Below are 26,039 nucleotides of genomic sequence, written 5' to 3'. Positions count from 1 at the left end.
ATCACGCTTCCATCACCAATTGCTGATCCCGCACCCGAATGCTGGCCTTGCCTGCCAATACCGCCGTAAACAAATCATTCACTAACGCGCCCCGCCAATCGTCAGACAGAGTATTTCGCCCTTCTTCCAGCATTTTTTCAAGCTGTTGGCGGGTGGCAATCATCTGCGCCGAAATGCCATTTTCATGCGCGACTTGATTGAGCAGGGCAGTCAACACATCCGCCACCACGCTCATGGAGGCGTCCAGTTTGCGGCGACGCGGCAAAGACGGGCATTCACTTTTCGGCACCGCTTGTCCGCGTGCAATGCAGGCCAGCCATTCGCCCGCGCCGCGTTCAATTTGTTCATCGCTTAAGCCACGAATCTGGCGCAATGCCGCTGGGCTGTCCGGTTGCATCCGTGCCATGTCCAGCAAGATTTCATCGGATAAAATCCAGCGTCGAGGAATGTCTTTGAGCAAGGCACGCTGTTCACGCCATGCCGCTAATTCGCGCAAAATTGCCAATTGCTGCGGCTTGAGGATTTGCAAACCTTTCACCCGTTCCCACACGGTTTGCGGGTCAACGGTGTAAGTCGCGGGATCGGCGAGTTTTTGGAACGGTTTTTCCAACCAATGCATCCGCCCCAATTGTTCCAGTTGTTCACGCAAGCGCAGATAAACATCGCGCAAATGGCGCACATCGTCGATGGCGTATTCCAGTTGCGCGGTCGTCAAAGGGCGGCGTGACCAATCGGTACGTGACTGCGATTTATCCAGCGCTATGCCCAGCAAGGCTTCCACCAAACGCGCATACCCCAATTGGTCGCCCATGCCCAACACGGCAGCGGCAACTTGGGTATCAAACAGCGGAGCGGGTACGTTGCCATCGCCTAAATAGTGGAAAATTTCCATATCCTGCCAAGCAGCGTGCAACACTTTCAGGCGCTGCGGCTGATTGAGCCAAGCTAAAAACGGTTGCAAATCACCGATTGCCAGCGGGTCAATACACGCCAACGTGTCGGCACTGGCAATTTGGATCAAACACAAACGCGGGTAATACGTCTTTTCGCGGATAAATTCCGTATCCAAGGTAATCCACTCGGCAGCATCGAGCCGAGCCAGCAAATCGGTTAATTTCTCAGCATTATCAATATAATCAAACATAGACGTGGTGCGCTTTAACTAAAACAATCAAGATTGTACGGTAAACATGCACACAACCATACCGTGTAACCCCAACATACCCATAAAAACACAGCAATCACCATGGCTTTGTTGCAGCGCAACGTTAGTATTTAAGAATATTTTAAATATCAACTGCTTATTGACATTGCGCGTGTTTTTCTGCACATTGAGTAATATCAAATTTCCTGAACAGCAACGCTTTTAAAACCGCTAGTGAGGGTAGTTGCCATGCACAGTATTGCTAGGTTGTGTATGGTCTGAGCGGTCAACCCGGTCACCGCGACCGGGTTTTTTTTAGGTTGACTAAACCGACTTCAAAATGGATTCAAGGTAAGTAGTAATGCTACTTGCTGTTTTTCGTGTCGAGCCACTCAAATCCATCACCTGAATCAGCGCGGCATTGCGCAAGCCCAACAAATAACGTATCAGCAAAATCGCATCTTTGTCAGCCTGTTGTTGCCCATCCGCATCAATATCCATCACCTGCTGCACGGCGGCTAATTGCGTTTCCAAGGTCGCAAGATTGAACGTATGCTGAGTAACACCTTCCACCAACGCGGCCCCGCGTGTCCCTTGCAAATAACGGGCGACAAGCACGCCTTCCACTAAACCCGTGGGCGGAATGCTGCTACCGCGCAGGCGCAATGACGGCGGCGTGCCGGTTGCCCCCAACCAACTGCTAATCAACGGCCAAGTGCGCTCGAAACGGCTGTATTCATCCGGCGCAGCGGGGTTGGCACAATCCGACGAACCGCCCAGTAAAGAACCGTTAAGATAATGTTTGCCGCCCTGTTCCACCCAAATGCCCGAACCGCTGCTCCCCGGCGCGGTAATGCCGGTGTGCCACTGCACGCTGGAAAAATCACCGTTAGTATCGGGGATGACAGAATAGCCACCGTTGAGGGTTTCCATGCGCATGTGCGCTTGAAAATTGCCCATCGCGTACTTTTTCGGGCTGCCCAAACCGTGATGGATGCCGGTCACGGCTTGGTTGCTGGTCAAGGGCGTATTCGTCCACCCCGACATCAGCACGCCAGTGGGCGGATTTTTATTCAGACGCACAAAAGTTGTGTCCAGCGCCGTTTTGCTCATCAACAATTGTGCGCCGCCGGTGGTTTGCGTAAAGCTGCTGTTAGTGCCGCCACAGGTGGCATTCGCATACAACCAAAACAAATCCATGGTGCTGGCGGCTTGCTGATCACTAACGCAATGCGCGGCGGTGAAAAAATACGGCACTTGCGTGTACACATCGTTATCCGCCAGCACCGTTCCCGAACACAAATAACTCAAACCATCTGCTTCGGTAAACACATAACGCGCCACCGCTTTGCCGGTTTCCTGCCAAGCGGGGCTGGCACAGGCGATGTCTTGCTGGCAACTGGCGTATTCTTCTTTGAGAATACTGCTTTTGAGTTGGCTACTGGCAGGGTCAAGCACCAAATGTGAAAGCTGCGGCAGCGCCAATTCCACCTGTTGTGGTGTCACGCCGGTGGGCAGAAACACCTCCATGCCCAAGGTATCGCCTTCCACCGTCGGCGACCAAGTAAGGCTATGGGCGGCGGCATCCGCCGCAAACACTTGGGCCGGGTTCGTGGGGGAATAAAAGCGCAGCTCTGCGCCTGCGGGGAAATTGCCGATCTGCACCTGCGCCCGTACCCGCACCGCGCCAGTGGAGGTCACACTGAAATGCGCCACTTGACCGCCGCTAACCGTTGTCCATTGCCAAGCATTCAAATCCATGGTGTCACTGACGCTGCTGGGCAATGCCCGCCCGACGCCGACGCGATACGCCTTCGCCCCTTGCCCGTTTTGCAATAACTGAAGTTCAGCGTCTTGCAATGCCGGTAAACTCACCGCATTAACCGTTGCCGTAGTGCTGCGCGTGCTTGCACCCCGTGCCGCCGTCTTGGGCAATACCGGCAAGCGCAATGCCACCGCTTCTGTAGCGGTTTCGCCTTGAAACACTTCCGGTTCAGCGCGGCTATTTGCCTGCACCGGGTGCGCCAAGGCCAGTAATAAACACGTCAGGGTTAGCGTTTTCATCATAAATGACCTTATTGCGGCAAGCTGCTGGGCAGAATGTAATTGGTGCTGTTAGTGCTATTGCCCGGTGCTAATAAAATGCTACCCAATAAGGCATTGACATCATTATCCGGGCCGACGTAGAGGGTTTTACCGTCCAGATTCACATCGGTTGCCCGATAGCCCGGTAACTGATAATTGGTGTGTGCCCCGGCATTGTCAGGGCTGGCGAGAACGGCACCTAGCACCGCGTTTTTGTCGTTACCGGGGCCATCGGCAATCAATTTGAAATCCGCATTGGCATCGCCCGTCGGCAATAGCCGCACGGCGCTTTGTGAAATCCGCATCTCATTGCCGTAAATCGGCGTGGTGCTTTGGCTGAAATCCAGCGTGCTGGCGGTGGCGGTCAGTTTGAGCGGGGCAGCACTCATTACCCCTAAATGGTTACGGTGACGCAAAGCCACGTAATAATTCCCCGGCGCAACCTTAACGCTCAGAGTAGGGCTTCCCGTTACGGCATCAACGACATCGCCATCACGCTGCAATAAGGCGGCTTGGCTGGCAACGCGCGTTTGCGGCTGTTGTTGCGGGCGTAATTCCACCAATACCCAGTCGACGATTGCATCATTACCCGTGGTCGCCAGCAAGGTGGTGGTCGTGGTTTCACTGCCCGCGTGACCCCATGCTGCATACGGCTGTGTCAATGGAATCGAATTAGTGGTACGCAAACTATCCCGCATCTGCGCATCCGCACTCACGTAAGCGCCTTGTAACATTCCGCGCAACTTGAGCGTTACCGGCTCTGCGACGGTTTCCGCCGTCACCTTCATTGGCGTTGTTTGCAAAGCCACGCCATCCGCCGTGTCACTGGCGCTGGTGCGGATGTGGGTCGTGCCGGTAAACCCTGGCAACACCTCAAACGCCACTTCACCCAAGGTTAGCGGCAATCCGTCAGCGCCCGGCCATTGCGCGGTCACATCCACCCAAGCCAGCGTGAGGTAGCTATCGGTACTGGCATCGGCATCCGCATTAGCGCTGTCCACGCTCACCTCGCCCACCGGCTGAAGACCGTAAGCGAACGCCTTACTCACCCCCTTGAATTGCAACGCATTGGCATTGAAATGCACCCGCAAACCCAGCCCGGTTTCTGCGCCATTATCCGGGGTTGCCACGGTGTAAACCGGCTTAAAAACGATTACACTACCGCCGCTAACCGTGGTAGCTGCTGTGGAAGGCTGGATGATTTGAGTGGCGTGAACCGGCAATGCCAGACACACCAACAGACACGCCAAACCGATGGAATACTTCATACTTGATGGCTATCCATGATATTTTTTATGATTAGTGATAAATTTAACAGAACTCTCTTTACAAATAAAACTCCAATGATCTAAACGGTCTATCAAAGGGCAAACAATGAACGATTATTCTCTCACTACCGCGCCAAGCACTGACATTCTCTCCTCCGCTTTCCTGTTGGGGAACGTGGGCGCACCTTTTGTCATCGGTCTGGCGGTCGGCTATTTCGCTAAAAAGATGTTGCGGCTTGCCTTGTTTCTTGGGGGCGCGGCGATTGTGTTGTTATTCGTCACCGAGTATTACGGGATTACCGAAATGACCGATGAAAAGCTGCAAAGTGCCGCCAATGCCGCCACCGGCATGGTCAAACAATCGGGTGGTTTTCTGGTCGAACGCCTCTCGTACATCACCAGCAAAGGGGTGAGTGCAGTTGCTGGATTTTTTGTCGGACTGAAAATCGGCTAGTACTTGTATTTCTCTCCCATTGACTTCATATTAATATTCCTAGATTAATCGCCAGTCAGGGAGATGAGTGTCATGGAAACCCGTATCGAAGTTGAAAATATCCGCTGTGGTGGGTGTGCGAATACCATTTCCAAAAAATTAATGGAAAATGAACAAATCCAAGCGGTGGATGTCGATATAGAGCATCAGGTTGTCACCTTGCACAGCAACGAAGCCGTGCGTGACGCTGCCGTGCAAACCCTGTTTGGCCTTGGCTACCCCGAACGCGGTTCCGTCGAAGGCTTGGCATCCCTGAAAGAAAAAGCCCGCTCAGTCGTCAGTTGCGCGATTGGGCGGATTGACATGCCTAAAAAAGGTTAACCCCATGAAATACCCTCTCATCCTGCTGACCCTGCTCGGCATCAGCACCAGTGCTACCCTCCATGCAGAAGACAGTGCCGCTGAAAACAACAATGCGGCACTCACTGAACTGTGCAACACCTATGCCGAAGAAGACGGCATTAGTGACGGCAAAAAATCGGCATACCTGCAAGAATGCTTGAGTAATATGACCGATTTAACCGAAAGCATACAGGAAGATTTACCCCTCGCGGCAGCGGAAGAAACCCCAGCACTCACTGAGTCAGCGACCAAGCCGGTGAATAATACCCCAGAGAAATTGGTGCAAAATGAGTTGGTTGAAACCCCGGATCCTTCCGCCGAACAACTGAGTGCTGGAAAATAGAACGCTTCTATGCCATAAGCCCAATTTAATAAAAAAAATCTATTTTACTTGATAAGCTGATTAGCTAATAAATAACAATATTCGACCTATTTATCAGGTGGGCAACAATATGATCGGGGTATTTGTCACCTTTTGGCGGCATCAACAAGGGCAACACGCCGTTGCCAACGTACTGGATAGCGCCCAAGGATTCGTCGCCCGTGAGCGCGAACTCTTGGCATTGGATCACGCTTGGCACGATGAAGCCACCGGCTTTTTTCTGCTCAATGCACTCGGCGGCACGGGGAAAACGTCCTTGCTGCAAGCGTGGTTAAGCAGGCTGGAAGCCGCTGATTGGTTAGGAGCTGACAAAGTGTATGCGTGGTCATTCCCCGACAGCACTGACGCGGCGGATGTGCCAGCATTGGTTGACGAATTCGTCCAACACGCGCTGCAATGGTTTGGCAATCACCTGATTTTGCCCGAACACCCCCTTGAGCGCGTCAACCTGTTAGCCAAACTGATTCAACGCACGCGCACGCTCTTAGTGTTGGATAATTTCCCCAGCGTCAGTTTTGATGCTGATGAAATAACCGATGAATCACCCGCCCCGCAGACGCAGGCACTGGGTGTTCTCATTAATTTACTGGCAGCGTATAACCCCGGCTTATGCGTGATTGCTTCCCGCCTGCCATTGCCAAGCTGCGAAGTATTTCAACAACATATCACCCAATACACCTTGCCCGATTTGAGTGAAGACGAAGGCGCGGAATTATTGCGTCAACGCGGTGTGCTCTTATTACCCGACACCTTGCGCAGGCTTTCACATGACTTTTGCGGTCATGCGCTTACCCTCAATTTATTGGGGTCACACCTTGCTAATGGCGGGCGTGTCGAAGAAGCACACAGCATTCTGGCATGGCGCGATAAAGAACGCGAAGGCTTACAAACACGGCGGGTACTCGCGTTAATCGAACAATGGCTGTGGAAAACCCCAGAGCTATTATTGCTCTACCTCATTGCCTTATTAGACCGCCCGGTGACGCAAAAGGAATTATTCTTGCTGCTGCACAGTCAGCGGCAGGCGTGGTTTCAGCGTTGGTTGAAGCCCGATGAAACCCTGCAAGCGCTGGCGCCACTGAGCAAACTCAGTATTCGCGAATTTTCCAGAGTGCAACGCCGCTTGTATCACCTCCAATTAATCACCGCCGCTCCCGACACTGGCGCATTGGATGTGCACAGCTTATTACGCACCTATTTCCGCGAACGGGTACACGCCAGATTTCCCGGCATCCCCGAACGCCTGCAAAGTTTATTGGAAAAATGCACGCAAACACTCGCCACCGTGCTTCCCCCTAATACTGCGACCTTGCCCGGTAGTCAGATCAAATATTTGGCATTGGGGCATTCTGACTTGCAAGCAACCGTCACAGCGACTCGTTCGCTCGGCGTCAAACTGGAAAAATCTGCCTTACAAAAACATTGGTATCGCGCTTCGATCATTGCGAATCACTTGTGTGAACACCATTTGATTCTCGGCAACCTCGCGGCGGCAATGTATTGCGCCCGACGCGGGGTCGCGTATGCGGAACTCAGCCACGACCAACCCAGCATGGCGCAAAACATGAAGCTGTTGACGCGCTTATTGCGTTTAACCGGCGGTATCCGCGAAGCCGCATTCCTGTTGCAACGCGCTCGCCATATGGCGGGCATTCAACCCACGGTTAAACGCCTCAGTGCCTGACTGAACTTTCTGCCACAAAGCGGGACTGAATGGCAGACGGGCTGCTTGACAAGTGCGGGTGATTTGCTACCGTGTAGCCCATAAGAACGTTTTACAGGCATTGGGGAATGCAAATGACCAGGATCTTTATCCGGGACGAACACCATTGTGGACAGCGCGATACCGAGGCGGAAGACTACGTTAAGCAGTTTGAAACCCCCGTGCTCTTTGGGCGTACTCACGAAATCGGTTTGCTGAATCAGGCTTGGGTTGATAGCCAGTCACGCTTGTTTTTGCTGCACGGGGAAGCGGGGATAGGCAAAACCGCCCTGATGCACAAATGGCTGCATACCCTGCAAAAAAAGCACTGGCATGATGCCGAAACGGTATTTCTCTGGTCATTTTACCCGCCCGATCTGACCCAACCCCTCCAAGACCCGGTAGAAGAATTTTTCCACTACGCGCTGCATTGGTTCGGTGGAGAAGTCGCCACCCGTTGCCCCAATTTACTACAAGGTGAATATTTAGCCAAACTGGTGATTGCGTACCATACCTTATTGATTTTGGACGGCTTGGAAACCTTGCAATACACCAAAGGCAGTAGCGAGAACCAAGTCGGCGACCCGCGTCTGAAGGTATTATTGGAACGCCTTGCTGCTCAAAATCCAGGTTTGTGTGTTGTCATTGGTCGTCAACCCTTAGCAGGCCATTTCCCCGCCGCTGGGGTCAAACGCCATGCACTGGAAAAATTATCCGTTGATGCTGCCGCCGAATGCTTAACCCACAAAGGCGTGCAAGCCGATAGCGACAAATTGCGTCAAATGGCGGTCGATTATGGGCAAAATCCGCTGACGCTGCATTTGCTGGGCGGCTACCTGAGCGTTTGGCACGCGGGCGACTGGCAACGCATGGATCAAATCCCCGTGTTGATGGATCAGCAAACCGACGGTCGCCAAGCCCGCCGCATTCTGGTCGCCAACGCCACCGAATTGCACGGCAAACCCAGCGAAGCCATCCTCTATCTCTTGAGTTTATTGTACCGCCCGGTGCACTGGGACACGCTGGAAGCTTTACTCAGCCGAGAACGCGGCTGGGCGTTGCCCCCGATTTTCAAGCGCCCGCCGCAAGATAATTACGCCAGCTTGATCGCAGGCTTCTTACGCCTAAGCCAACGCAAGCGTTATCAAGCCATTTTGCAATTACGCGAATTGGGTTTGTTGGAACTCTCCGGGCGGTGTTTCTGGCTGCCGCTCTGGGTGCGGGAAGCTTACCAACGGCAATTCAAATACGATTGGCCGGTAGCATGGAAACAAACCAACGCGCATTTGATGCAATACCACGCGGCGCTGCCGCCTGTTACCGACACGTTGGCAAATATCGTTCCGCTGACGGTCACACAAAAATCGGTCAAAGTAGCCGAGCCGTTCGGAAAAGTCATGACTCCAACGCCTGCGTTCACCGCAGCCAGCGTATACACGCCAAACATTGATTTGGCTTGGCTCAACACCATAACCCCCGCGCTCACGGCAGCGTTACCGCCCACAACCGCACGTAACACGGAAACCATTCCCGAACCTGCACAAATCAGCGTTTTTGATACCGATACTGCACCGCCGGTCGCTCCTGCTGTCGCACTGCACCGCGCCGATCTCGATAAAATGACCGAACTAATGGCACAACTCAAGCACTACCAAAACGCCCTGCATACCTTGGAAATCCGTACCCAGAAATACCAAAAACAGGTGCGACAATTCGATAAGGAAGTGCAAGCTTACGCAGCCCGCGCTTGAATAATCATGACGATGGCGGTTACTAAGTGGCAAGGGAAATGCTATGTTAATGCTGCGTTTTAAAGGAAGTTACTCGATGTTGAATAACGTGATCAATGTTTTTTGCAAATTGGATTACACCATTATTAATCCCACGAGTTTTGTATTCAATATTGCCCCGGCGCTAACAAATTTCCAGCAATTGCATCAAGAAGCCTTGATCATCACGCCGTATACGTCCGCCGAATGGTTAAACGTGGGCGATTACGGCAGCCGTTTAATTCGGTTTCAATCGCAACCGGGAACTTTAACGGTAGAGTACTGCGCCACCGTGCAATTAATGTCGGTATTAACCCCAGCAATGCCATTGGAAGAAATTCAATTCAGTGCGTTATCGGCCGAAATCTTGCCTTATTTAAATCCCAGCCGTTATTGTGAATCTGACCGTTTAAGCAGTTTTGCTTTCAAAGAATTCGGTCAACTGCCAACGGGTTACGCACGTGTACAAGGCATCGCTGATTGGGTGTATCACAATATTGATTACATACCGGGCAGCACCGACGCGTTATCCAGTGCTTGCGATGTATTGATTCAGCGGGCTGGCGTGTGCCGTGATTTTGCGCATTTAAGCATTGCTTTTTGCCGCGCGATTGGCATTCCCGCGCGTTACGTGGCGGGTTATGCGCCAGAATTGCAACCACCTGATTTTCACGGCTTCTTTGAGGCGTATTTGGGCGGCAAGTGGTATTTGTTTGATGCGACCAAGCTGGCACCTGTCAGCGGTTTTGTGCGCATTGGCACCGGCAGGGATGCCGCCGATGCCTCATTCGCTACGCTTGTGGGGCAAGCCACGATGGATAGCATGGTGGTATCAGCGGTAACGGCTTCTGGGGAAAGTCTGATTGATACTGGAATTGCGGTTTCCAGTGCCACGCAATAAGTGACGTTTTGTGCAACGTGACGGATGACAGACAGAACCCTTTTTCCCGCATCTGCGCTATACTGCCCGCCTGTTTAACACCTTGCTGGCACTCATGGCTTTACTTCACTTACGCAATATCCACCTCGAAAACGGCGACAATCGCCTGTTTGACGGCATCGACCTCACCATTGAACCGAACGAACGCCTCTGTTTGTTAGGGCGCAACGGCACGGGCAAATCCACCCTGATGAAGCTGTTGTGCCGCGACATCCTGCCGGATGATGGCGAAATGATTCACCAGCCCGAACTCAAAATTGCCCGCCTGCAACAAGACGTGCCGCACGACCTGTCAGCCCGCATTTTCGACATCGTGGCAGAAGGCTTAGGCGAAGTAGCCCCTGAAGACGACTGGCAAATCCAATGGAAAGTCGACACGGTGCTTTCCCGCATCCAGCTTGACCCTGACACCTTGTTTGAAAGCCTCTCCGGTGGCTGGAAACGTCGCGCATTGCTCGCTCGCGCCCTCGTTGCCGAACCCGATTTGCTGTTGCTGGACGAACCGACCAACCACCTCGACATCCCCGCGATCGAATGGTTGGAAACCTTTCTAATGGGCTTCAAAAGCACGCTGTTGTTTGTCAGCCATGACCGCTCCTTCGTGCAAAAGCTTGCCACGCGCATTATTGAACTCGATCGGGGCAAGCTCACCAGTTGGCCCGGCAATTTTCAAAAATACCAAGAAAACAAACAAGCCGCGCTCGATGCCGAAGCCCAACAAGCCGCACTCTTCGACAAGCGCTTAGCAGACGAAGAAGTGTGGATACGCCAAGGCGTCAAAGCCCGCCGCACCCGTAACGAAGGCCGCGTGCGCCGCCTCGAAGCCATGCGCGAAGAATTCAAGCAACGCCGCAACCTGCAAGGCAAAGTCACTGCGCAAATCGGGCAAGGCGACAATTCCGGCAAAATCGTAGTCGAAGCCGAACACTTGGATTACGGCTGGGATGGCAAGCTGTTGATTCAAGACTTCAACACCACTGTATTGCGTGGCGACAAGATCGGCATTATCGGCCCTAACGGTGTCGGCAAAACCACCCTGATCAAACTGTTATTAGGGCAATTACAGCCCACAGCAGGGACGGTGAAGCTCGGCACACGTTTGCAAGTCGCCTATTTCGACCAACACCGCTCGCAATTTGATGGCGAAAAGAACCTGCGCGACAATATCGCCAGCGGTTCCGATTTCGTCGAAATCAACGGGCAACGCCGCCACATTATCAGCTATTTGCAGGATTTCTTATTCACTCCGCTGCAAATCCAAAAGCCGGTAAAAGTGCTCTCCGGCGGCGAACGCAACCGTTTATTGCTGGCACGTTTATTCTCGCAACCCTCCAATTTGCTGGTGCTCGACGAACCGACCAATGATCTCGATGCCGAAACCCTCGAATTGCTGGAGGAATTGCTGATCGACTACCAAGGCACCTTATTGCTGATTTCGCATGACAGAAGTTTCCTCAACTCAGTAGTCACGCGCACCATCGTGTTTGATAACGGCACTATCGGCGAATACGCGGGCGGTTACGATGACTGGCTGTTACAACGCCCGCAGCCGGTGTCAGAGAAAGACAAATCTGCCGCCAAAACCGAAAAACCGGCGGAAAAACCCGTCGCGGTCGCCGCTAAACCCGCTCCTAAAAAAAAGCTTAGCTTTAAAGATCAGCGCGAACTTGAACAATTGCCTGCCCGCATTGAGCAACTGGAATTGGCGATTGCTGCTCTCCATGACCTGATGAGCCAGCCCGATTTTTTCCAACAAAGTGCCGCTCAAGTGGCAGCACGTCAGGATGAATTGCAAAAGCTGGAGGCGGAAATGGAAACCACGTTCGCCCGTTGGGAAGCGCTGGAGCAACAAGCTTAAGCTTGCGGGCATAAAAAAACCGGCGTCCACAAGTGTCGGCCGGTTGAAATATGTGCCAGATGATATGGTCAGTTGAGGGGTCTCTGGCACACCAAGTTGATTAGAAAGAGTCCTTACAACTTGAAATCAGCATAGCAAACAAAAAGTTAATGCCGGTTTACACGTCAAGTCTTTTTCCATGATCTTTGTCAAAAATTGTGGGAATTTTCCTAGTAATCACCATAGGTTTCCGCCATGCAACACGACCGCATCTTTGATGGTTTGGCTCAACGCTTCCAGCGCAGCATCTACGATGACCCGCGTGGCGCGATTCGCTTGGCTATTCTGCAAGATGATTTGCAAGCCTTGGTGGTCAATACGCCCCCGTTGCGGATTCTGGATGCCGGGGGCGGCTTGGGGCAAATGGCGATTTGGTTAGCAGAGCAAGGCCACCGTGTGGTGTTGGCGGAACCGTCCGGCGAAATGTTGCAACGCGCTGCCGCCACCATTGCCGCCGCTGGGGTGCAAGATTCCATCCAATTATTGCCGCTGAGTGTGCAAGAACTCACCGCCAACGACTGTGGCAGTTTTGACCTGATTACGTTTCACGCGGTATTGGAATGGATGGCGCAGCCACGGGCGGGATTAGCCGAATTGTTATCCCACTTAAAGCCCGATGGCTGGTTGTCGCTGATGTTTTTCAACCACCATTCCACCGTGATGCGGCGGCTGATTGCGGGCGATTTGGAAACCGTGCGCCAAGGCAATATTGCCAGTGACGGGCAACGCGGCTTGGCACCAATTTCCCCGCTGAAGCCTGATGAAGTCTTAAGTTGGCTGGCTCCCATGGGTTTGGAATTGCATACCTGGTCGGGGGTGCGTTGCTTTTACGATTATATGTACCGTGATGTGCGCAAAGCCGCCAAATTGGAGGAAGTGTTGCCGTTGGAACGCCAGTATTCACAACAAGAACCTTGGCGTTCGCTGGCGCGTTACCAGCACATGCTGTGCCGCAAACTCACAACCACCGGCGAATAGCAGCGGCTAATTCAGCGGGGGGAACCGCGTGTTGCACCTGTTCGCGCACTTGCCCTTGCTTATCAATCACGTACAAAATCGCGGAATGGTCAATGGTGTAAGCCATGGCTGACCCCGGCACTTCCACCTTGCGGTAAAACGCATTGTAGCGGCGGGTAATTTCCTGCAACTGCGCCTGTTCACCGCTCACGCCCACCAGATTGGGGTGAAAATAACCGACATAACGCTGGATGTGCGCCAAGGTGTCGCGTTCCGGGTCAACCGATACGAATAACCCTTGCACTTGCGGCAATTCGGCAGCATTCAACTGCCCCAGCGCGGCTTTCAAGGTCGCCATTGACGTGGGGCAAATATCCGGGCAGGCGGTGTAGCCAAAATACAGCACCACGGTTTTGCCACGAAAATCACTCAGATTGACCGCGCCATTGACGCCCTGCAAGGTAAAATTCCCACCTTGCGGTAAGGGTAAAGCGGCATCGCTGACCACCGCATCCGGGCTAAAAAATCCGGCGGCGAACCACGCGCCACCCGCGCCCAACACCATGGCTAACACGACCCCAATGATTTGTTTCAACATCAAACTCTACTCAATCGGCTATCAATAATGCTAAGATAAGCCTAATCAAAGGGGCATACCTTGAAAAAAAGCAAGCAGGATCATATTAACAACAATATCCTGTCCGTGGGACACGTTATCTGCGTACTATAACAATGCATGTATTGCCAATGAACCTAGCTGACGAACCGTTAGCCAAAACATTTCCCATTGCCGCGCTGTTGCACTTGGCACTGATTTTCGGCGTGGGCTTTCTCCCGGAAATTAACCAGAATACCCGCCTTGCACCTGTATTGGACATTACCCTCGTGCAAACGCATTCGGCAGCAGCGCCCGATGTGGTGGATTTCATTGCGCAAGCCAACCAGCAAGCCAGCGGCAGCAGCGATGAAACCAACCGCCCACAGAGCCCGTTGTCCTCGCTAGTACCCATCGAAACCAGTGGCGAATCGCCGGTGCAATCGGAAGCCAGTTCCCCCGACACGCCGCTGAAATTGACACCGCAAATCCTCACCACCAAGGGCGAAACCTTCCAGCGCGTCGAAAAAACCCCGGAACAGCCAGAGGAAGCAGAAGACGTGCCGGTGGCGGATGAACGCACCGATGCCACCGAAGAAATTGCGCAATTACTCGCCGAAATGGACGAAGACGAAGCGCGTTACGCCCGCCGCCCGCGCATCCACTTCATTGATGCGGTCAGTGCCAAAAGTGCGGTGGAAGCGGAATACATTGATGCCTGGGTGAAAAAAATTGAGCGCATCGGCAATATCAATTTCCCCGAAGAAGCCATTATGCGCAACCTCAGCGGCAAACTTATCTTGAATGCCACGCTGGATCATGGCGGGCGTGTTGTTGACGCGCAAATTAGTCTATCATCAGGGTATGACGTGCTGGACAAAGCCGCGCTGCGCATTATTAAACTCGCAGGCCCTTACCCCGCATTGCCAGATGAAATTCGCCGCAAGTGGGATCAATTGAACATCACTCGCACGTGGATTTTCCACAGCGGAACCCTGAATACCCAATAGCCAGAGTGTGACCGAAACAACCGTGACCCAAGATACCTTCAACTTGCGTAATCATTTGCTGATTGCTATGCCGAGCATGGGCGACCCCAACTTCGAGCACACGGTCAGCCTGATCTGCCAACACGATGAATTCGGTGCGTTTGGTGTGACCATTAATCGCCCACTGGACATGACCGTGGGCGAGTTATTTGAGCAACTCGACATTGTGATTGACGACCCGCACATTGCCGGGCAATACGCGCTCAGTGGCGGCCCGGTGCAAGCCGAACAAGGCTTTGTGCTGCATGATGGCGACCGCAACTGGGATAGCACCTTGCGGATCAGTGACGATTTAGCGCTCACTTCATCGCGCGATATTTTGCAAGACATTGCGCACAATCGCGGCCCGGCACACTTTTTGCTGTTGCTGGGCTGTGCGGGCTGGAGTCCGGGGCAACTCGAACACGAAATCAAAGAAAATACGTGGCTGACCTGCGATTCCACTGCGCCGCTTTTATTCGAGATGCCGTATCAGGAACGCTGGCGCGGTGCAGCGCGTACCCTCGGCGTGGATTTGAATCTATTAGGGGTTGCGGCGGGTCACGCATGAGTCACATGACGGTGCTGGGCTTTGATTACGGCAAGGCAAGAATTGGGGTGGCGATTACCAATACCGTCACCGGGATTGCGACCCCGCAGTCGACCATTCAAGCGCACGACGGCGTACCCGACTGGAATGCGATTAGCCGTTGCCTGCAAGAATGGCAGCCGAAGCGCTTGGTGGTGGGAATGCCGCGCAAACTGGATGGTTCGGACAGCGCCATGCAAGAGCCGATTTTACGCTTTATCCGCCAATTGGAAGGGCGTTATCACCTGCCTGTCGACGTGGTAAGCGAACAACTCTCGTCGCTGGAAGCGGAACAACGCTTGAAACAAGCCCGCCAAGCCGGACGCAAGCGCAAAGTGCGTAAAGAAGAAATTGACCAAATAGCAGCGACGATCATTCTCGAAAGCTGGATGCAGGAATACACCCATGAACAACAAAAACTATAATATCAACGAATTACTCGACCAGCTCGAACAACAAACGCGCGCATGGATGCAAGCCAAACACATTACCAATCCGGTGATGGTCGGCTTACACACGGGCGGCGTTTGGGTAGCACAAGCCTTGCAGCAACGCTTGGCGATTACCGAAGCGCTCGGCGAACTCAGCGCTACGTTTTACCGCGATGATTTCCATCAAGTCGGCTTGCATCGCCAGCAAAAGCCATCGCACCTGCCGTTTGAAATTGAAGGTCGCCATGTATTGCTGGTGGATGATGTGGTCTACACCGGGCGTACTTTACGCGGCGCAATGAACGAATTGTTTGATTTTGGCCGCCCTGCCAGCATTACCGCGATCGCACTGATTGCACGTGAAGGCCGTGAATTACCCATCGAACCGCAAATTGTCGCCTTGCGTGAAGAACCGGGTAGCGGTTTCCGTTATCAAGTCAGCGGGCCTGCACCACTGACGTTGCAATTGGTTAAAGTCTGAGCGGCTCACGATGCAAGCCCTGATCCTCGGTGGCGCACGTTCTGGCAAAAGCCGCTACGCCGAAACCTTGGCGCAACATGCCGCCTGCGAGGTGATTTACATCGCCACCGCGCAAGCCCACGACGCCGAAATGCACGCCCGGATTGCCCACCACCGCACTTCGCGCCCGGCACACTGGCAAACCGTGGAAGAGCCCATCGCCCTAGCCGCCACCTTGCAACGTTACGCCACGCCCGGACGCTTGTTATTGGTCGATTGCCTCACGCTCTGGCTCACCAACCTGCTATGCTCAACGGATACGGAATGCTTAGCCCGTGAAACGCAGGCATTGCTCACGTGTTTACCGCGACTTCCCGCTGACTTATTACTGGTCAGTAACGAAGTCGGTTTGGGCGTTGTGCCGCTGGGCGAATTAACCCGCCGTTACGTCGACCATGCGGGGCAACTTCACCAGCAATTGGCGGCACAAGCCGACACGGTAATCTTCATGGTGGCGGGTTTGCCACAGGTTTTAAAAGGAGTGATTCCATGGAATGGTTAAATGCCACCTGCCCCGGCCCAGACACCTTGGCACAAGAAGCCGCCCGCTTGCATCAGGCACAACTCACCAAACCACCCGGTGCCTTGGGTGAATTGGAAGCTGTTGTGATTCGCTTGGCGGGCTTGCAAGGGCACGCGGAACCGTCACTGGATAAGGTTCACATTACGGTATTTGCTGCCGATCATGGCGTAGCCGACGAAGGCGTATCGGCTTTTCCGCAAGTTGTGACCGCGCAAATGGTGCAAAACTTCCTCAATGGCGGCGCAGCGATTAGCGTGTTGGCACGCGAATTGGAAGCAACGCTGGAAATCGTGGATGTTGGCGTCAAAACGCCCATCGACCACCCGCAATTGCTGAGCCAACGCGCCGGGAATGGCACTGCCAATAGCGCCCTTGAAGCGGCCATGACACTCGCCCAACTGGAGCTTGCGTTGCAAGCCGGAGCAGACGCGGCTGACCGCGCCGCGCTTGCCAACGCTGATTTATTCATCGGCGGGGAAATGGGCATTGCTAACACCACAGCGGCAACCGCGATTTATTGCGCGGTGTTGGATGTTCCCATCCTCGATGCCACCGGCCCCGGCACGGGTTTGGATCGCGAAGGCATGTTGCATAAGGTGAATGTGATTCGCCGCATCCTCAACCAACACCGCAGCCATTTCGACCAACCGCTGGAAGTCTTACGCCGCTTGGGTGGGTTTGAAATCGCGGCGCTGACTGGGGCATATATCCGAGCGGCGCAACTGGGTTTGCCGGTGTTGGTGGATGGTTTTATCAGCACGGCGGCGGCATTGATTGCCATCCAAGTGCAACCGGCGGTGGCGGATTGGTTGTTGCTGTCGCATACGTCAGCCGAACCGGGGCATTTCTTTGCAGTAGCAGAGCTGAAACAGCGCCCTTTGCTGGATTTGAATTTACGCTTAGGCGAAGGCAGCGGGGCAGCCATCGCCGTGCCATTGCTGCGCATGGCTTGCGCTTTACACAATCAAATGGCGACCTTTGCGGAAGCTGCGATTGCCGGAAAATTGTAAGTGACCCTAGAAAACCCAGCGGATGAACCAGCACCGCCCGCCCCCATTACCACGCCGACAACAGTGGACTTATTGCGCCACGGGCAAGTCGTGACCCCTGATTTGTTTTGCGCCCCCAGTCACGAACCGCTCGGCAATCACGGCTGGAAACAGCTTACCCTCGCCACCAATCCGGGGAAGTGGGACATCGTAATCAGCTCCCCCAGCCGCCGTTGCCACGATTTTGCCCGCTTGTTAGCCCAGCGCCTCGATTGCCCGTTTGTGGTGGATGCGCGTTTTGGGGAAATGGATTTCGGCGATTGGATCGGCAAAACCCACACCGCCATCTGGGAGCAAGACCCCGAACTCATGCAACATTTGTGGTATCAGCCGCGCCGTTTTATTGCCCCCAATGGCGAAGCGATGGAAGATTTCATCGACCGCGTGCAAGCAGGTTGGCAGGATTTGCAGAACATTTACGCGGGGCAAAAGGTGTTACTGCTGACTCATGCGGGCGTGATTCGGGTGGTGCTGGCGAAAGTACTCGACATCCTTTATCAGCGTAGCTTGCGGTTTGAAGTGGGTTACGCGCAGATTACGCGGGTGCGCACTTACCCTGACGGGGAAACCTCATTGGTCGGGCACGGTTTGCCACACGCCTGACACGTTTTAAACCGGCAACACCCCTTTCTGAAACACCAATGCGCCCGTTTCTGTCCGCAACTTGCCGTGCAACACGCCCTTGGCGGCAAAATGGTAATCGCCCGCCTTGAGGTGCAAGTCCCCCAGCCACATTTCGCCTTCGAGCATAATGCACTCTTCATCGTAGGGGTGCGGATGCCCCGGCATTTCAAACCCCGGCTCCAACCGTGCCAAATACGTGACCACCGGGGAATGCGCACTTTGGTGCAAGATTTTGATTGCTGCACCGGGGACAGCGTGTATCCATTCCCCATCCGCCGCGCGAATAGTTTGGAAACCCGGTGTTAGGCACGCGCTTTCTGCCGCCACTTTTTCCAGCACAGCAGTGCGCATCCGCAGTTTCAGCGCGGCTGGCACGGTCGCACTGGCGTGGTGTTCTGCCAATAATGCTGCCACGTCCGCGTCCAATGCGTCTGTCATTACGTTGTTGTCGTCATTGCTGTTCATGACACACCTCTGTCTGGAAAAGAATCCGCTAAGGCGGCGCGTAAAATCGCTTGCGCCCGCCGTAACTGTGTTTTGATTGTCCCTAACGGTTCGCCGGTATGCGCGGCGATTTCCTGATGGCTCATGCCTCGATAAAACGCCAAGGCAATCAATTGGCGTTGCGGCGCATCCAACAATTGCAAGGCGGTTTGCAAGGCACTGTCCGCTTCTACTGCCAAGGTTAAATCGAGCGGGTTAGGCGTATCGGGGTCGGCTGCCTCGAAATCATCGCTCAATTCCACCTGCTGTTTGGTGGTGGCAGACTCTTTGCGCAGCGCGTCAATCGCACGGCTGTGTGCCATCATCAACAACCATGCCAGCGGGGTAGCACGTTCGGCGCTGTAACTGCCCGCCGCTCGCCACACTTGCCAATACACATCGCTGACAATCTCTTCCGCCAACGCCGGATTCGCGGTGACTTTGAGTGCAATGGCATACACCCTGCCCACGGTTGCATCGTAAAAATTGCCCAATGCCTGTTGATCACCCCGCTGCACTTGTGCCAGCAAAGGGTAAAGTTCGGCCTGATCGTGTGCCATTCATGCTCTCCCGCAAAATGATTTTGTGAGTCTAGCACAGGGGCATTGCATCCCGAATTTTAAAAAAATAAGCCTGACGGATGAGGGGGAATCCTGTCAGGCTTTAAAACCCCAGCCATGACAGCCAGGGGAGTGTGTTGCGGAACGCTTATTGTTGAGTGGTACGGCTACGCAAGTATTCGGTCAACGCTTCACGCCCGGCACTGCCATCACCATTGCCCAGATAAGGCCCCAATTGCAGCTCACCCGTGGCACTCAAGCCCGGAAAGTAGAACGGATGCGGTGACTCCGTGCCGCGTGCGGGGTCAAGCAGTTTGTTCAAACCTGCCGCAGCCGTTGCCCCGCCCACCGAGCCGTCATGCAGGAAATCATCCTTGGCATTCAAGTCCAGCAATAACGGTTTGGCGTAACCCGGTTTTGACCCCGGCGCACTGACTGGTTCACCGCGAATACTCGCATCCAACACCACCAGTGACAGGTCGTAATTCGGGTCAGCCCCTGCCAGCGTTTTCTGGATATTGGTAATGCCTTTGTCCGAACGATCCAGCAAGGTCAGCAAGTTAGTGCTGTAAGGGCGGTACATTTGTTCGAGTGGGCGCACAAAACTTTCCACCGCCTTATCCGGTGCGGTATGGCAGGCAATGCAATTTGCCCCACCCGCAGCGCGTGGCATCATGAAAATCTGTTCGCCCAACGCCACTTTTTCAGGATTCAAACCCGCCGGAGCAGCAGGCGATTGCAATTGATCGGTGTACGCCCGCAATGCCTGCAATTTGCTCTCATCCACCCGCAAACCCACGGGGCCAGTCGGCGAACCTGCCGCCATGCCGGTGGCATTCGCGGTGACAAACGGCTTGATGGCGTCGGAAGTCGTGGCATCGGGAATCACATGGGTCGCCCGCAACACCGTTTCATAGCGTTCGGCAATTTCATCCCCCACCGGCCCTGCGAGGAAGTTCAGGAAAGCACGCCCGTCTTTGGTCAGCAAGCTGGTCGGGTCGAGTGCCACGGTGTATACCAGATTGTTGAAATCATCCAGCTTCTCAAACGCGCCACTGCTACCCCACGGCGCGGCAAGGTCGGTGCGGAAAAACGGCGGGATGTAAGTGGCATTGCCGATACCGTCCGGGGTCGCGTCAAACGAGCTAATCGGGTAATGGCGCAAACCTTCAGCGGTCATGCCTGTCAGGTATGCGCGAGCAGCGGCGGTTTGATCCGCAATCGAATCGCTGCTTTTAATACCGGCGAAACTGCCACGCCCTAGGGTTGCATCGCCCAGCGCGTCATACGAGAGTTGCAGGAACGGCAAATACGCCAGCGGGTTTTCTGCTGCGGCAAAAATTGCCCCAACATCCAGCTTTTCCGCAATCACGCCATCGACTTGTCTGCCAACTGAACCGGGGCCTGCAAAGCCTGCGGGCACGACCGAATTATCGGTGGCGGCATGGCACAAGGAACACGAGACCCCAATGCGGTCGCCGACCAGCGGGTTGAAGACGCTATCATTTTTGAACGCGGGATCACTGCCCAAGGGTTTGCGTTGGCCTGACGCATCGAAGGGTACAACCCCGATGACTGCGCCTTCGTTGATCAAGGCAAGGGTCACTTCCGGCTTTGCCAGCACGGTGTCGCTGGGGGATGTGCCTGCCTTGATTTGATCCAACGCGCCCACTAAGGCGGTGGCTGTTCCCGGCGATAGGGCTTCCACATTCACGTTCAACCCCAGATTCAGAGCATCCAGCGGGGTGACGCCTGCGCCCGCCAAGCCTTGCGGCAAGCGCATGGCATCTGTCCAGAAACGTTCATTGCCGAAGGTTTCGTAGCTGAATACGCTTTTGCCCAAAGCGACGGAGGAAACGGCTGGCGGGGCAGGGGTCACAGGCGTTACGGGTGTGGGGTTCGGGTCGGGGGTGACAGTTGCGCTGTTGCTGCTGCCGCCATTGCAGCCACTCAGTAAGGCTGCCAGTAATACGCTGGCACCGCCCACACGCGGGTAGGTGAGATTACGTCGGCTAAGGTTATTCATCATGGCTCTCCAATCGTTCGTTGTCAGGATTCGGGCAGCGCTGGTATCGACATGTCTTGAGGTATTACGCAAGCGCGTGACAACTGGATTGGTGTTTGTGCCATTTTGTGCAGAAAAAAGTGAAACGGCTCACTATTTAGGGAATACTGCTGGCTTAGTGTCTCGGTAAGTATTAGGGAAAAATCATGGCATACGCATTGAAGCATTTATCATCAAGCACGGACAAACCCCGCCCCTTACTCAAGTGGGTCGGTGGCAAGTCACAGTTGCTCGATGAATTATTCAACAAAATGCCGAAACGCTACGGTCGTTACATCGAACCCTTCATCGGCGGTGGTGCATTGTTTTTTGCATCTCAACCCCAAAACGGCTTAATCGCTGATAGCAATCCCGAACTCATCAATTTGTATCAGGCGGTCGCTGACGATGTGGAAGCGGTGATTAACCATCTGGCGCAATTCCGCTACGATAAAGAGCAATTTTATGCTGTCCGCGCATGGGATTGGCACAGCCTCGAATCCAGTTTAGCCGCAGCCCGCACGATTTATTTAAACCGTACTTGTTTTAACGGTTTGTATCGGGTGAATAAACAAGGGCAATTCAATGTGCCATTTGGTCGTTACACCAACCCCACGATTTTGGATGCTGATAACCTGCGGAATGCAGCGATTTTGCTGCAACATACCCAGATTGTGTGCGCGGATTACAAAACGGTTTTGCACGAATACACCCAACCCGGCGATTTTGTATTTCTCGATCCGCCTTATTTGCCGGTATCGACTTATGCCGATTTTAAACGCTATACCAAAGAACAATTTCACGAAGAAGATCATATCGAATTAGCCAGCGAAGTCATGCGCTTGCATGAATTGGGTTGCCATGTGGTCTTAACCAATGCGAATCATCCGTTGGTGCATGAGTTGTACGGCGCTTTTACCTTGGATGTCTTGCAAACCAAGCGTTATATTTCCTGCCAAGGCAAAAAGCGTGAAGGGCAGGATGTCATCGTGAGCGTTCCCCTGAAAAAACAGTTTCAACTCAAACTCGTTACCGCCTTGCCGGTACAAATGAGCAAATACCCCTCCACCCGTTACATGGGATCGAAAAATAAGCTGTTGGATGCGATTTGGAGTGTGGCTTCGCAGTTTGAATTTGACACCGTACACGATTTATTTGCCGGTTCTGGCGTGGTGAGTTACTTGTTTAAAACGCAAGGTAAACAAGTAGTTAGCAATGACTACATGGCAATGTCTCACACGATTAGCAAAGCACTGATTGAAAATAGCGATGTCACTTTGAGCAGTGCTGACGCGCAGGCGTTATTGGATACGCCAACACTCGGCGATGGTTTTGTGGAAACGACCTTTCAAGGTTTGTATTTCAGCGATGACGACAACCGCTTAATCGACCGTTTGCGGGCGAATATCAAGCTGATGGCTGATCCGTATCAACAAGCGATTGCGCGTGCCGCGTTAATCCGTGCTTGTGTTAAAAAACGCCCGCGCGGTATTTTCACCTATACGGGGGAACGTTACGACGATGGGCGCAAGGATTTAAAACTCACGTTTGCCACGCAATTTTTAGAAGCCGTTACCAGGTTGAATGCGGCGGTTTTTGATAACGGTAAACAAAACCGCTCATTGCATAAAGACGCGCTGGAAGTTTCCTCGAAAGGTTGCGATTTGGTGTATCTTGATCCACCTTATTATTCGCCTTATTCAGACAATGAATACGTGCGGCGTTACCATTTCGTCGAAGGCATTGCCCGCGATTGGCAAGGTGTGGAAATTCAACAACACACCCAAACCAAAAAGTTTAAGTCTTACCCAACGCCATTTTCTTCACGCCAAGGCGCGACAGCCGCATTTGATACCTTGTTTAAGCGTTTTAAAGACAGCATTTTGCTGGTTTCCTACTCGTCCAATAGCCAGCCCACGCAAGAAGAAATGTTAGCCTTAATGGGTAAATACAAAACGCATGTACAAGCCATTCCGGTTAATTATCGCTATTCAATGGGCAATCAACAGCACAAAGTCGGGGATAACAAGAATCAGGTCACAGAATACCTGTTCGTGGGGTACTAATGAAACCGTGGCTATTTGGTAATACCACTGTCCGCAGCCCGTTGCGCTTACGCGATGGTTTGGCGGTGTTACGGCATTCTGCTTTGCATGGCAATTTGCGCGGCAAAGAGGCGGATTGCGCATTTTATGAGTTATTGGGAGCGGCAGGCATTGTCGATCCCAAAGGTGATGAAACTTGTAGCGTCAGCCGCAAGTGGCGTTCCGCACTGGGGCAAATGGGGTTTCTCTACCCCAAATTGCAAGGTCAAGCAGCAGCGTTGCAAAGTCAGTTGGGGGCGGCAGATACCATCACCCCCAATGGCGAACGTTTGTTACAAAATACCACGTTAGGCGGTTGGCAACTCTGTTTCTTGCGGGCATTGGCGGCTTATTACATTCCATCGCCGGTTGAACCCAAACACGATTGTCCGGTATTTTCACCCTTGCGGCATGTGTTGGGCGTAATGGCGGCATTGCAGCAACAAACAGGTGATGAATCGTTAAGCTTTATGGAAATGGCATTGTTTACTCAGCGCACCTCCTCAGCAATGCCTGCGTCGCAGCTTGCTACTGACATTCTCGCTTTTCGGATGCAACGCGACGCTGCACCGTATAAACGCAAATTCGACGATGCGGCACTGCAAACCGCGCAACAGCAAGACGGTATTCAAGCCAGTTCGCTGAAAGATTATGCGGACACCAATCTGCGCTATTTGAAAGCGACAGGTTTGTTCTTGCGCAAAGGACGTGGGATTGCTTTTGCCCCCGAAAAACGCAGCGTTATTCACGCTTTAGCACAAGAAGCGTTCAAACCCGCGACAGACTTAGCCTTACTTCAAAGCCTGACCAATGGTGCAACTTTGCCCACCGATGAAATTGCTGGGGCGTGGGAAGCCTTACACGATGTCAGCGCAGCATTGCAGCAATACGGTGAACAGCCACCTGTTCCAACCGATTTAAACCAAATCGCCGACATTGCGAGCCTGACCGCCACCTTGCAAGCGCAATTGGAGCAGCACAAAGAAACTGACTACGCCCATCAGCAAGCGGGACAAGTCAGCGACATACTCGATTATCTCGCACTGTTAACCAAGCGCAACCGCAAACTGGTGCGTGAAAACGATGACATCTTGGAAATTCCCAGTTCAGAAGCGCCTGCTTATTTTGAATGGGCGGTGTGGCGAGCGTTTCTAGCCATTAATTCATTGGTCAAACCTTCATGGGAAGCCCGGCGTTTTACGATTGACCGTGATTTTTTGCCCGTCGGCACAGCCCCCGGCAATGGGGCAGATATGGTGTTTGAATTTGACGATATGGTGCTGGTGGTGGAAGTTACATTAACCGTTTCATCGCGTCAGGAAGCCGCAGAAGGTGAGCCGGTGCGTCGCCATGTGGCACAAGTCATCGAGCAATACGAGGGGACGGGCAAACAGGTGTTTGGGTTATTTATTGCAATCAATATTGACACCAATACTGCTAATACCTTCAAATTGGGTGAGTGGTATCTCAAAGACGACCGTAAACTGGACTTGCACATTATCCCGCTGGCACTGGCAGACTTTTCCTGCTTACTCGCAGCCTTTACCGATCATCCCAGTGAGCTATTGCCCCACTTAAAGTTGTTATTGCGCGACTGCCGCATGTACGCCAATAAAGATGCGCCGGACTGGAAACAGAAAATTAGCCAATTGGCGCAACAGTTAGCCACAAGGCAAGTAACGTGATAAAACACTTTTTCCTTGCCCTCTCCTTCCTCACGCGCATTCCCATACCCAACCTTGGCAAGCTGGAACCGCCCGATTTTGCCCATGCTGCCTTGTTTTACCCACTGGTCGGCTTGGTGATCGGTGCTTTGCTGTGCGCACCCTTGCTGCTGTTCCCGCACGCCGCACCGTTGTTGCTGGCAGCAATCCTCAGCGTGTTCTGGGCGGTGCTGACCGGCGGTCTGCATTTGGATGGGCTGGCAGACAGTGCTGATGCATGGCTTGGTGGCTTGGGGGATGCGGAAAAAACTCACCGCATCCTCAAAGATCCACGGGTGGGTGCAGCGGGCGCGATTGCGCTGATCAGCGTGTTACTGCTGAAATTCGCGGCGTTGACGGTCTTGATTGAGCAGCAACACTGGCAAAGCGTGTTATTGGCGCCATTGGTGGGGCGCACCTTGATTTTATTGCTATTTCTCACCACGCCCTATGTGCGGGCTGGTGGATTGGCGAGCGCTGTGACCGAACATTTGCCTCGGCAAACCGCAGGGTGGTTCACTGCTGGCGGTTTATTGTTAAGCGCCAGCATCTCCCCGGTTGGAACCGCGTTGACGTTATTAGGATTTTGGCTACTACGGCGCATGATGTTGCAACGCTTACAAGGGTGTACCGGGGATACCGCCGGAGCCAGCGTAGAAATTGGGGAAATGTTTTGGCTGCTGGGCGCGGCGTTGGTGATACATTAAAACCTGATTAACACGAATCAACGGCATATTTTTTTCAACAAATGGGGTATTTCACACTAGAATTAAGGGATACAAACCGGAAAACAGCGGTCTATTCAATAATACGATGGGCAAATAACA

25 protein-coding genes are annotated in these 26,039 nt (G+C 53.3%); 18 read left to right on the top strand and 7 right to left on the bottom strand.

Annotation, left to right across the window (positions count from 1 at the left end):
* Position 1: 1 nt before the first annotated feature.
* From rnd to L3K52_03360, 3 genes are all read right to left on the bottom strand, one after another.
* Positions 2 to 1,144 (bottom strand): ribonuclease D, encoded by a 1,143-nt coding sequence (gene rnd, locus L3K52_03370; protein ID UOG92778.1) that lies wholly within the window; start codon positions 1,142 to 1,144, stop codon positions 2 to 4.
* Between the two features lie 324 nt (positions 1,145 to 1,468).
* Positions 1,469 to 3,211: a hypothetical protein gene (locus L3K52_03365; protein UOG92777.1), complete on the bottom strand. Its 1,743-nt coding sequence runs from the start codon at positions 3,209 to 3,211 to the stop codon at positions 1,469 to 1,471.
* An 8-nt stretch (positions 3,212 to 3,219) separates the two neighbouring features.
* Complete coding sequence (locus L3K52_03360) at positions 3,220 to 4,497, bottom strand: hypothetical protein (GenBank protein UOG92776.1); 1,278 nt, start codon at positions 4,495 to 4,497, stop codon at positions 3,220 to 3,222.
* Positions 4,498 to 4,603: 106 nt separating this feature from the next.
* Between L3K52_03360 and L3K52_03355 the strand changes: the two genes are divergently transcribed.
* From L3K52_03355 to L3K52_03320, 8 genes are all read left to right on the top strand, one after another.
* Positions 4,604 to 4,951 (top strand): hypothetical protein, encoded by a 348-nt coding sequence (locus L3K52_03355; GenBank protein UOG92775.1) that lies wholly within the window; start codon positions 4,604 to 4,606, stop codon positions 4,949 to 4,951.
* Between the two features lie 72 nt (positions 4,952 to 5,023).
* Entirely contained in the window at positions 5,024 to 5,311 is a 288-nt protein-coding gene (locus L3K52_03350; protein UOG92774.1) for a heavy-metal-associated domain-containing protein, read from the top strand.
* Between the two features lie 4 nt (positions 5,312 to 5,315).
* The gene (locus L3K52_03345) at positions 5,316 to 5,675 is read left to right on the top strand and encodes a hypothetical protein (protein UOG92773.1); all 360 of its coding nucleotides are present in this window, start codon (positions 5,316 to 5,318) and stop codon (positions 5,673 to 5,675) included.
* Positions 5,676 to 5,784: 109 nt separating this feature from the next.
* Positions 5,785 to 7,398 (top strand): hypothetical protein, encoded by a 1,614-nt coding sequence (locus tag L3K52_03340; GenBank protein UOG92772.1) that lies wholly within the window; start codon positions 5,785 to 5,787, stop codon positions 7,396 to 7,398.
* Between the two features lie 113 nt (positions 7,399 to 7,511).
* Positions 7,512 to 9,167 (top strand): ATP-binding protein, encoded by a 1,656-nt coding sequence (locus tag L3K52_03335; GenBank protein ID UOG92771.1) that lies wholly within the window; start codon positions 7,512 to 7,514, stop codon positions 9,165 to 9,167.
* Between the two features lie 76 nt (positions 9,168 to 9,243).
* Entirely contained in the window at positions 9,244 to 10,086 is an 843-nt protein-coding gene (locus L3K52_03330; GenBank protein UOG92770.1) for a transglutaminase family protein, read from the top strand.
* A 94-nt stretch (positions 10,087 to 10,180) separates the two neighbouring features.
* The gene (locus L3K52_03325; protein UOG92769.1) at positions 10,181 to 11,983 is read left to right on the top strand and encodes an ATP-binding cassette domain-containing protein; all 1,803 of its coding nucleotides are present in this window, start codon (positions 10,181 to 10,183) and stop codon (positions 11,981 to 11,983) included.
* Positions 11,984 to 12,217: 234 nt separating this feature from the next.
* Entirely contained in the window at positions 12,218 to 13,000 is a 783-nt protein-coding gene (locus L3K52_03320; protein ID UOG92768.1) for a methyltransferase domain-containing protein, read from the top strand.
* On the opposite strand, the gene L3K52_03315 is transcribed toward L3K52_03320, so the two are convergent.
* Complete coding sequence (locus L3K52_03315) at positions 12,981 to 13,577, bottom strand: SCO family protein (GenBank protein ID UOG92767.1); 597 nt, start codon at positions 13,575 to 13,577, stop codon at positions 12,981 to 12,983. The two genes, L3K52_03320 and L3K52_03315, sit on opposite strands and share 20 nt — an antisense overlap.
* A 149-nt stretch (positions 13,578 to 13,726) precedes the next feature.
* On the opposite strand from L3K52_03315, the gene L3K52_03310 reads away from it, so the two are divergent.
* The 7 genes from L3K52_03310 to L3K52_03280 are packed head-to-tail and all read left to right on the top strand — an operon-like array spanning position 13,727 to position 18,317.
* Positions 13,727 to 14,584 carry a TonB family protein gene (locus L3K52_03310; GenBank protein UOG92766.1) on the top strand — a complete coding sequence of 286 codons (858 nt, stop codon included), beginning with the start codon at positions 13,727 to 13,729 and terminating at the stop codon, positions 14,582 to 14,584.
* A gap of 22 nt (positions 14,585 to 14,606) precedes the next feature.
* Positions 14,607 to 15,173, top strand: a complete 567-nt coding sequence (locus tag L3K52_03305) for a YqgE/AlgH family protein (protein ID UOG92765.1) — start codon at positions 14,607 to 14,609, stop codon at positions 15,171 to 15,173.
* Positions 15,170 to 15,616: a Holliday junction resolvase RuvX gene (gene ruvX / locus L3K52_03300; protein UOG92764.1), complete on the top strand. Its 447-nt coding sequence runs from the start codon at positions 15,170 to 15,172 to the stop codon at positions 15,614 to 15,616. Before L3K52_03305 ends, ruvX begins: the two co-directional genes overlap by 4 nt.
* On the top strand, positions 15,597 to 16,103 hold the full coding sequence (gene pyrR / locus L3K52_03295; protein UOG92763.1) for a bifunctional pyr operon transcriptional regulator/uracil phosphoribosyltransferase PyrR: 507 nt from the start codon (positions 15,597 to 15,599) through the stop codon (positions 16,101 to 16,103). Before ruvX ends, pyrR begins: the two co-directional genes overlap by 20 nt.
* A gap of 10 nt (positions 16,104 to 16,113) precedes the next feature.
* A complete protein-coding gene (gene cobU / locus L3K52_03290) occupies positions 16,114 to 16,644 on the top strand; it encodes a bifunctional adenosylcobinamide kinase/adenosylcobinamide-phosphate guanylyltransferase (protein UOG92762.1) in 531 nt (176 codons plus the stop codon).
* Positions 16,632 to 17,675, top strand: coding sequence for a nicotinate-nucleotide--dimethylbenzimidazole phosphoribosyltransferase (cobT, locus tag L3K52_03285; GenBank protein ID UOG92761.1), 1,044 nt, complete (start codon positions 16,632 to 16,634; stop codon positions 17,673 to 17,675). The genes cobU and cobT overlap by 13 nt, the downstream gene beginning before the upstream one ends.
* Complete coding sequence (locus L3K52_03280; GenBank protein ID UOG92760.1) at positions 17,676 to 18,317, top strand: histidine phosphatase family protein; 642 nt, start codon at positions 17,676 to 17,678, stop codon at positions 18,315 to 18,317.
* Positions 18,318 to 18,323: 6 nt separating this feature from the next.
* Here L3K52_03280 and L3K52_03275 read toward each other — a convergent pair whose 3' ends face one another.
* From L3K52_03275 to L3K52_03265, 3 genes are all read right to left on the bottom strand, one after another.
* The gene (locus L3K52_03275) at positions 18,324 to 18,803 is read right to left on the bottom strand and encodes a cupin domain-containing protein (GenBank protein ID UOG92759.1); all 480 of its coding nucleotides are present in this window, start codon (positions 18,801 to 18,803) and stop codon (positions 18,324 to 18,326) included.
* Positions 18,800 to 19,381 (bottom strand): sigma-70 family RNA polymerase sigma factor, encoded by a 582-nt coding sequence (locus tag L3K52_03270; protein UOG92758.1) that lies wholly within the window; start codon positions 19,379 to 19,381, stop codon positions 18,800 to 18,802. The genes L3K52_03275 and L3K52_03270 overlap by 4 nt, the downstream gene beginning before the upstream one ends.
* A gap of 148 nt (positions 19,382 to 19,529) precedes the next feature.
* Complete coding sequence (locus L3K52_03265) at positions 19,530 to 21,410, bottom strand: hypothetical protein (GenBank protein UOG92757.1); 1,881 nt, start codon at positions 21,408 to 21,410, stop codon at positions 19,530 to 19,532.
* Between the two features lie 182 nt (positions 21,411 to 21,592).
* Here L3K52_03265 and L3K52_03260 point away from each other — a divergent pair, with 182 nt between their 5' ends.
* The 3 genes from L3K52_03260 to L3K52_03250 are packed head-to-tail and all read left to right on the top strand — an operon-like array spanning position 21,593 to position 25,919.
* On the top strand, positions 21,593 to 23,491 hold the full coding sequence (locus L3K52_03260) for a Dam family site-specific DNA-(adenine-N6)-methyltransferase (protein ID UOG92756.1): 1,899 nt from the start codon (positions 21,593 to 21,595) through the stop codon (positions 23,489 to 23,491).
* On the top strand, positions 23,491 to 25,194 hold the full coding sequence (locus L3K52_03255) for an AlwI family type II restriction endonuclease (protein UOG92755.1): 1,704 nt from the start codon (positions 23,491 to 23,493) through the stop codon (positions 25,192 to 25,194). The genes L3K52_03260 and L3K52_03255 overlap by 1 nt, the downstream gene beginning before the upstream one ends.
* On the top strand, positions 25,191 to 25,919 hold the full coding sequence (locus L3K52_03250; GenBank protein ID UOG92754.1) for an adenosylcobinamide-GDP ribazoletransferase: 729 nt from the start codon (positions 25,191 to 25,193) through the stop codon (positions 25,917 to 25,919). The genes L3K52_03255 and L3K52_03250 overlap by 4 nt, the downstream gene beginning before the upstream one ends.
* The last annotated feature ends 120 nt before the right edge of the window (positions 25,920 to 26,039 follow it).

Origin of the sequence: Candidatus Thiothrix sulfatifontis (assembly GCA_022828425.1) — a bacterium.
Taxonomy (GTDB): domain Bacteria; phylum Pseudomonadota; class Gammaproteobacteria; order Thiotrichales; family Thiotrichaceae; genus Thiothrix; species Thiothrix sulfatifontis.
The sequence above is the reverse complement of the archived record's forward strand: the minus strand, read 5'-3'. Positions and strand labels throughout refer to the sequence as shown.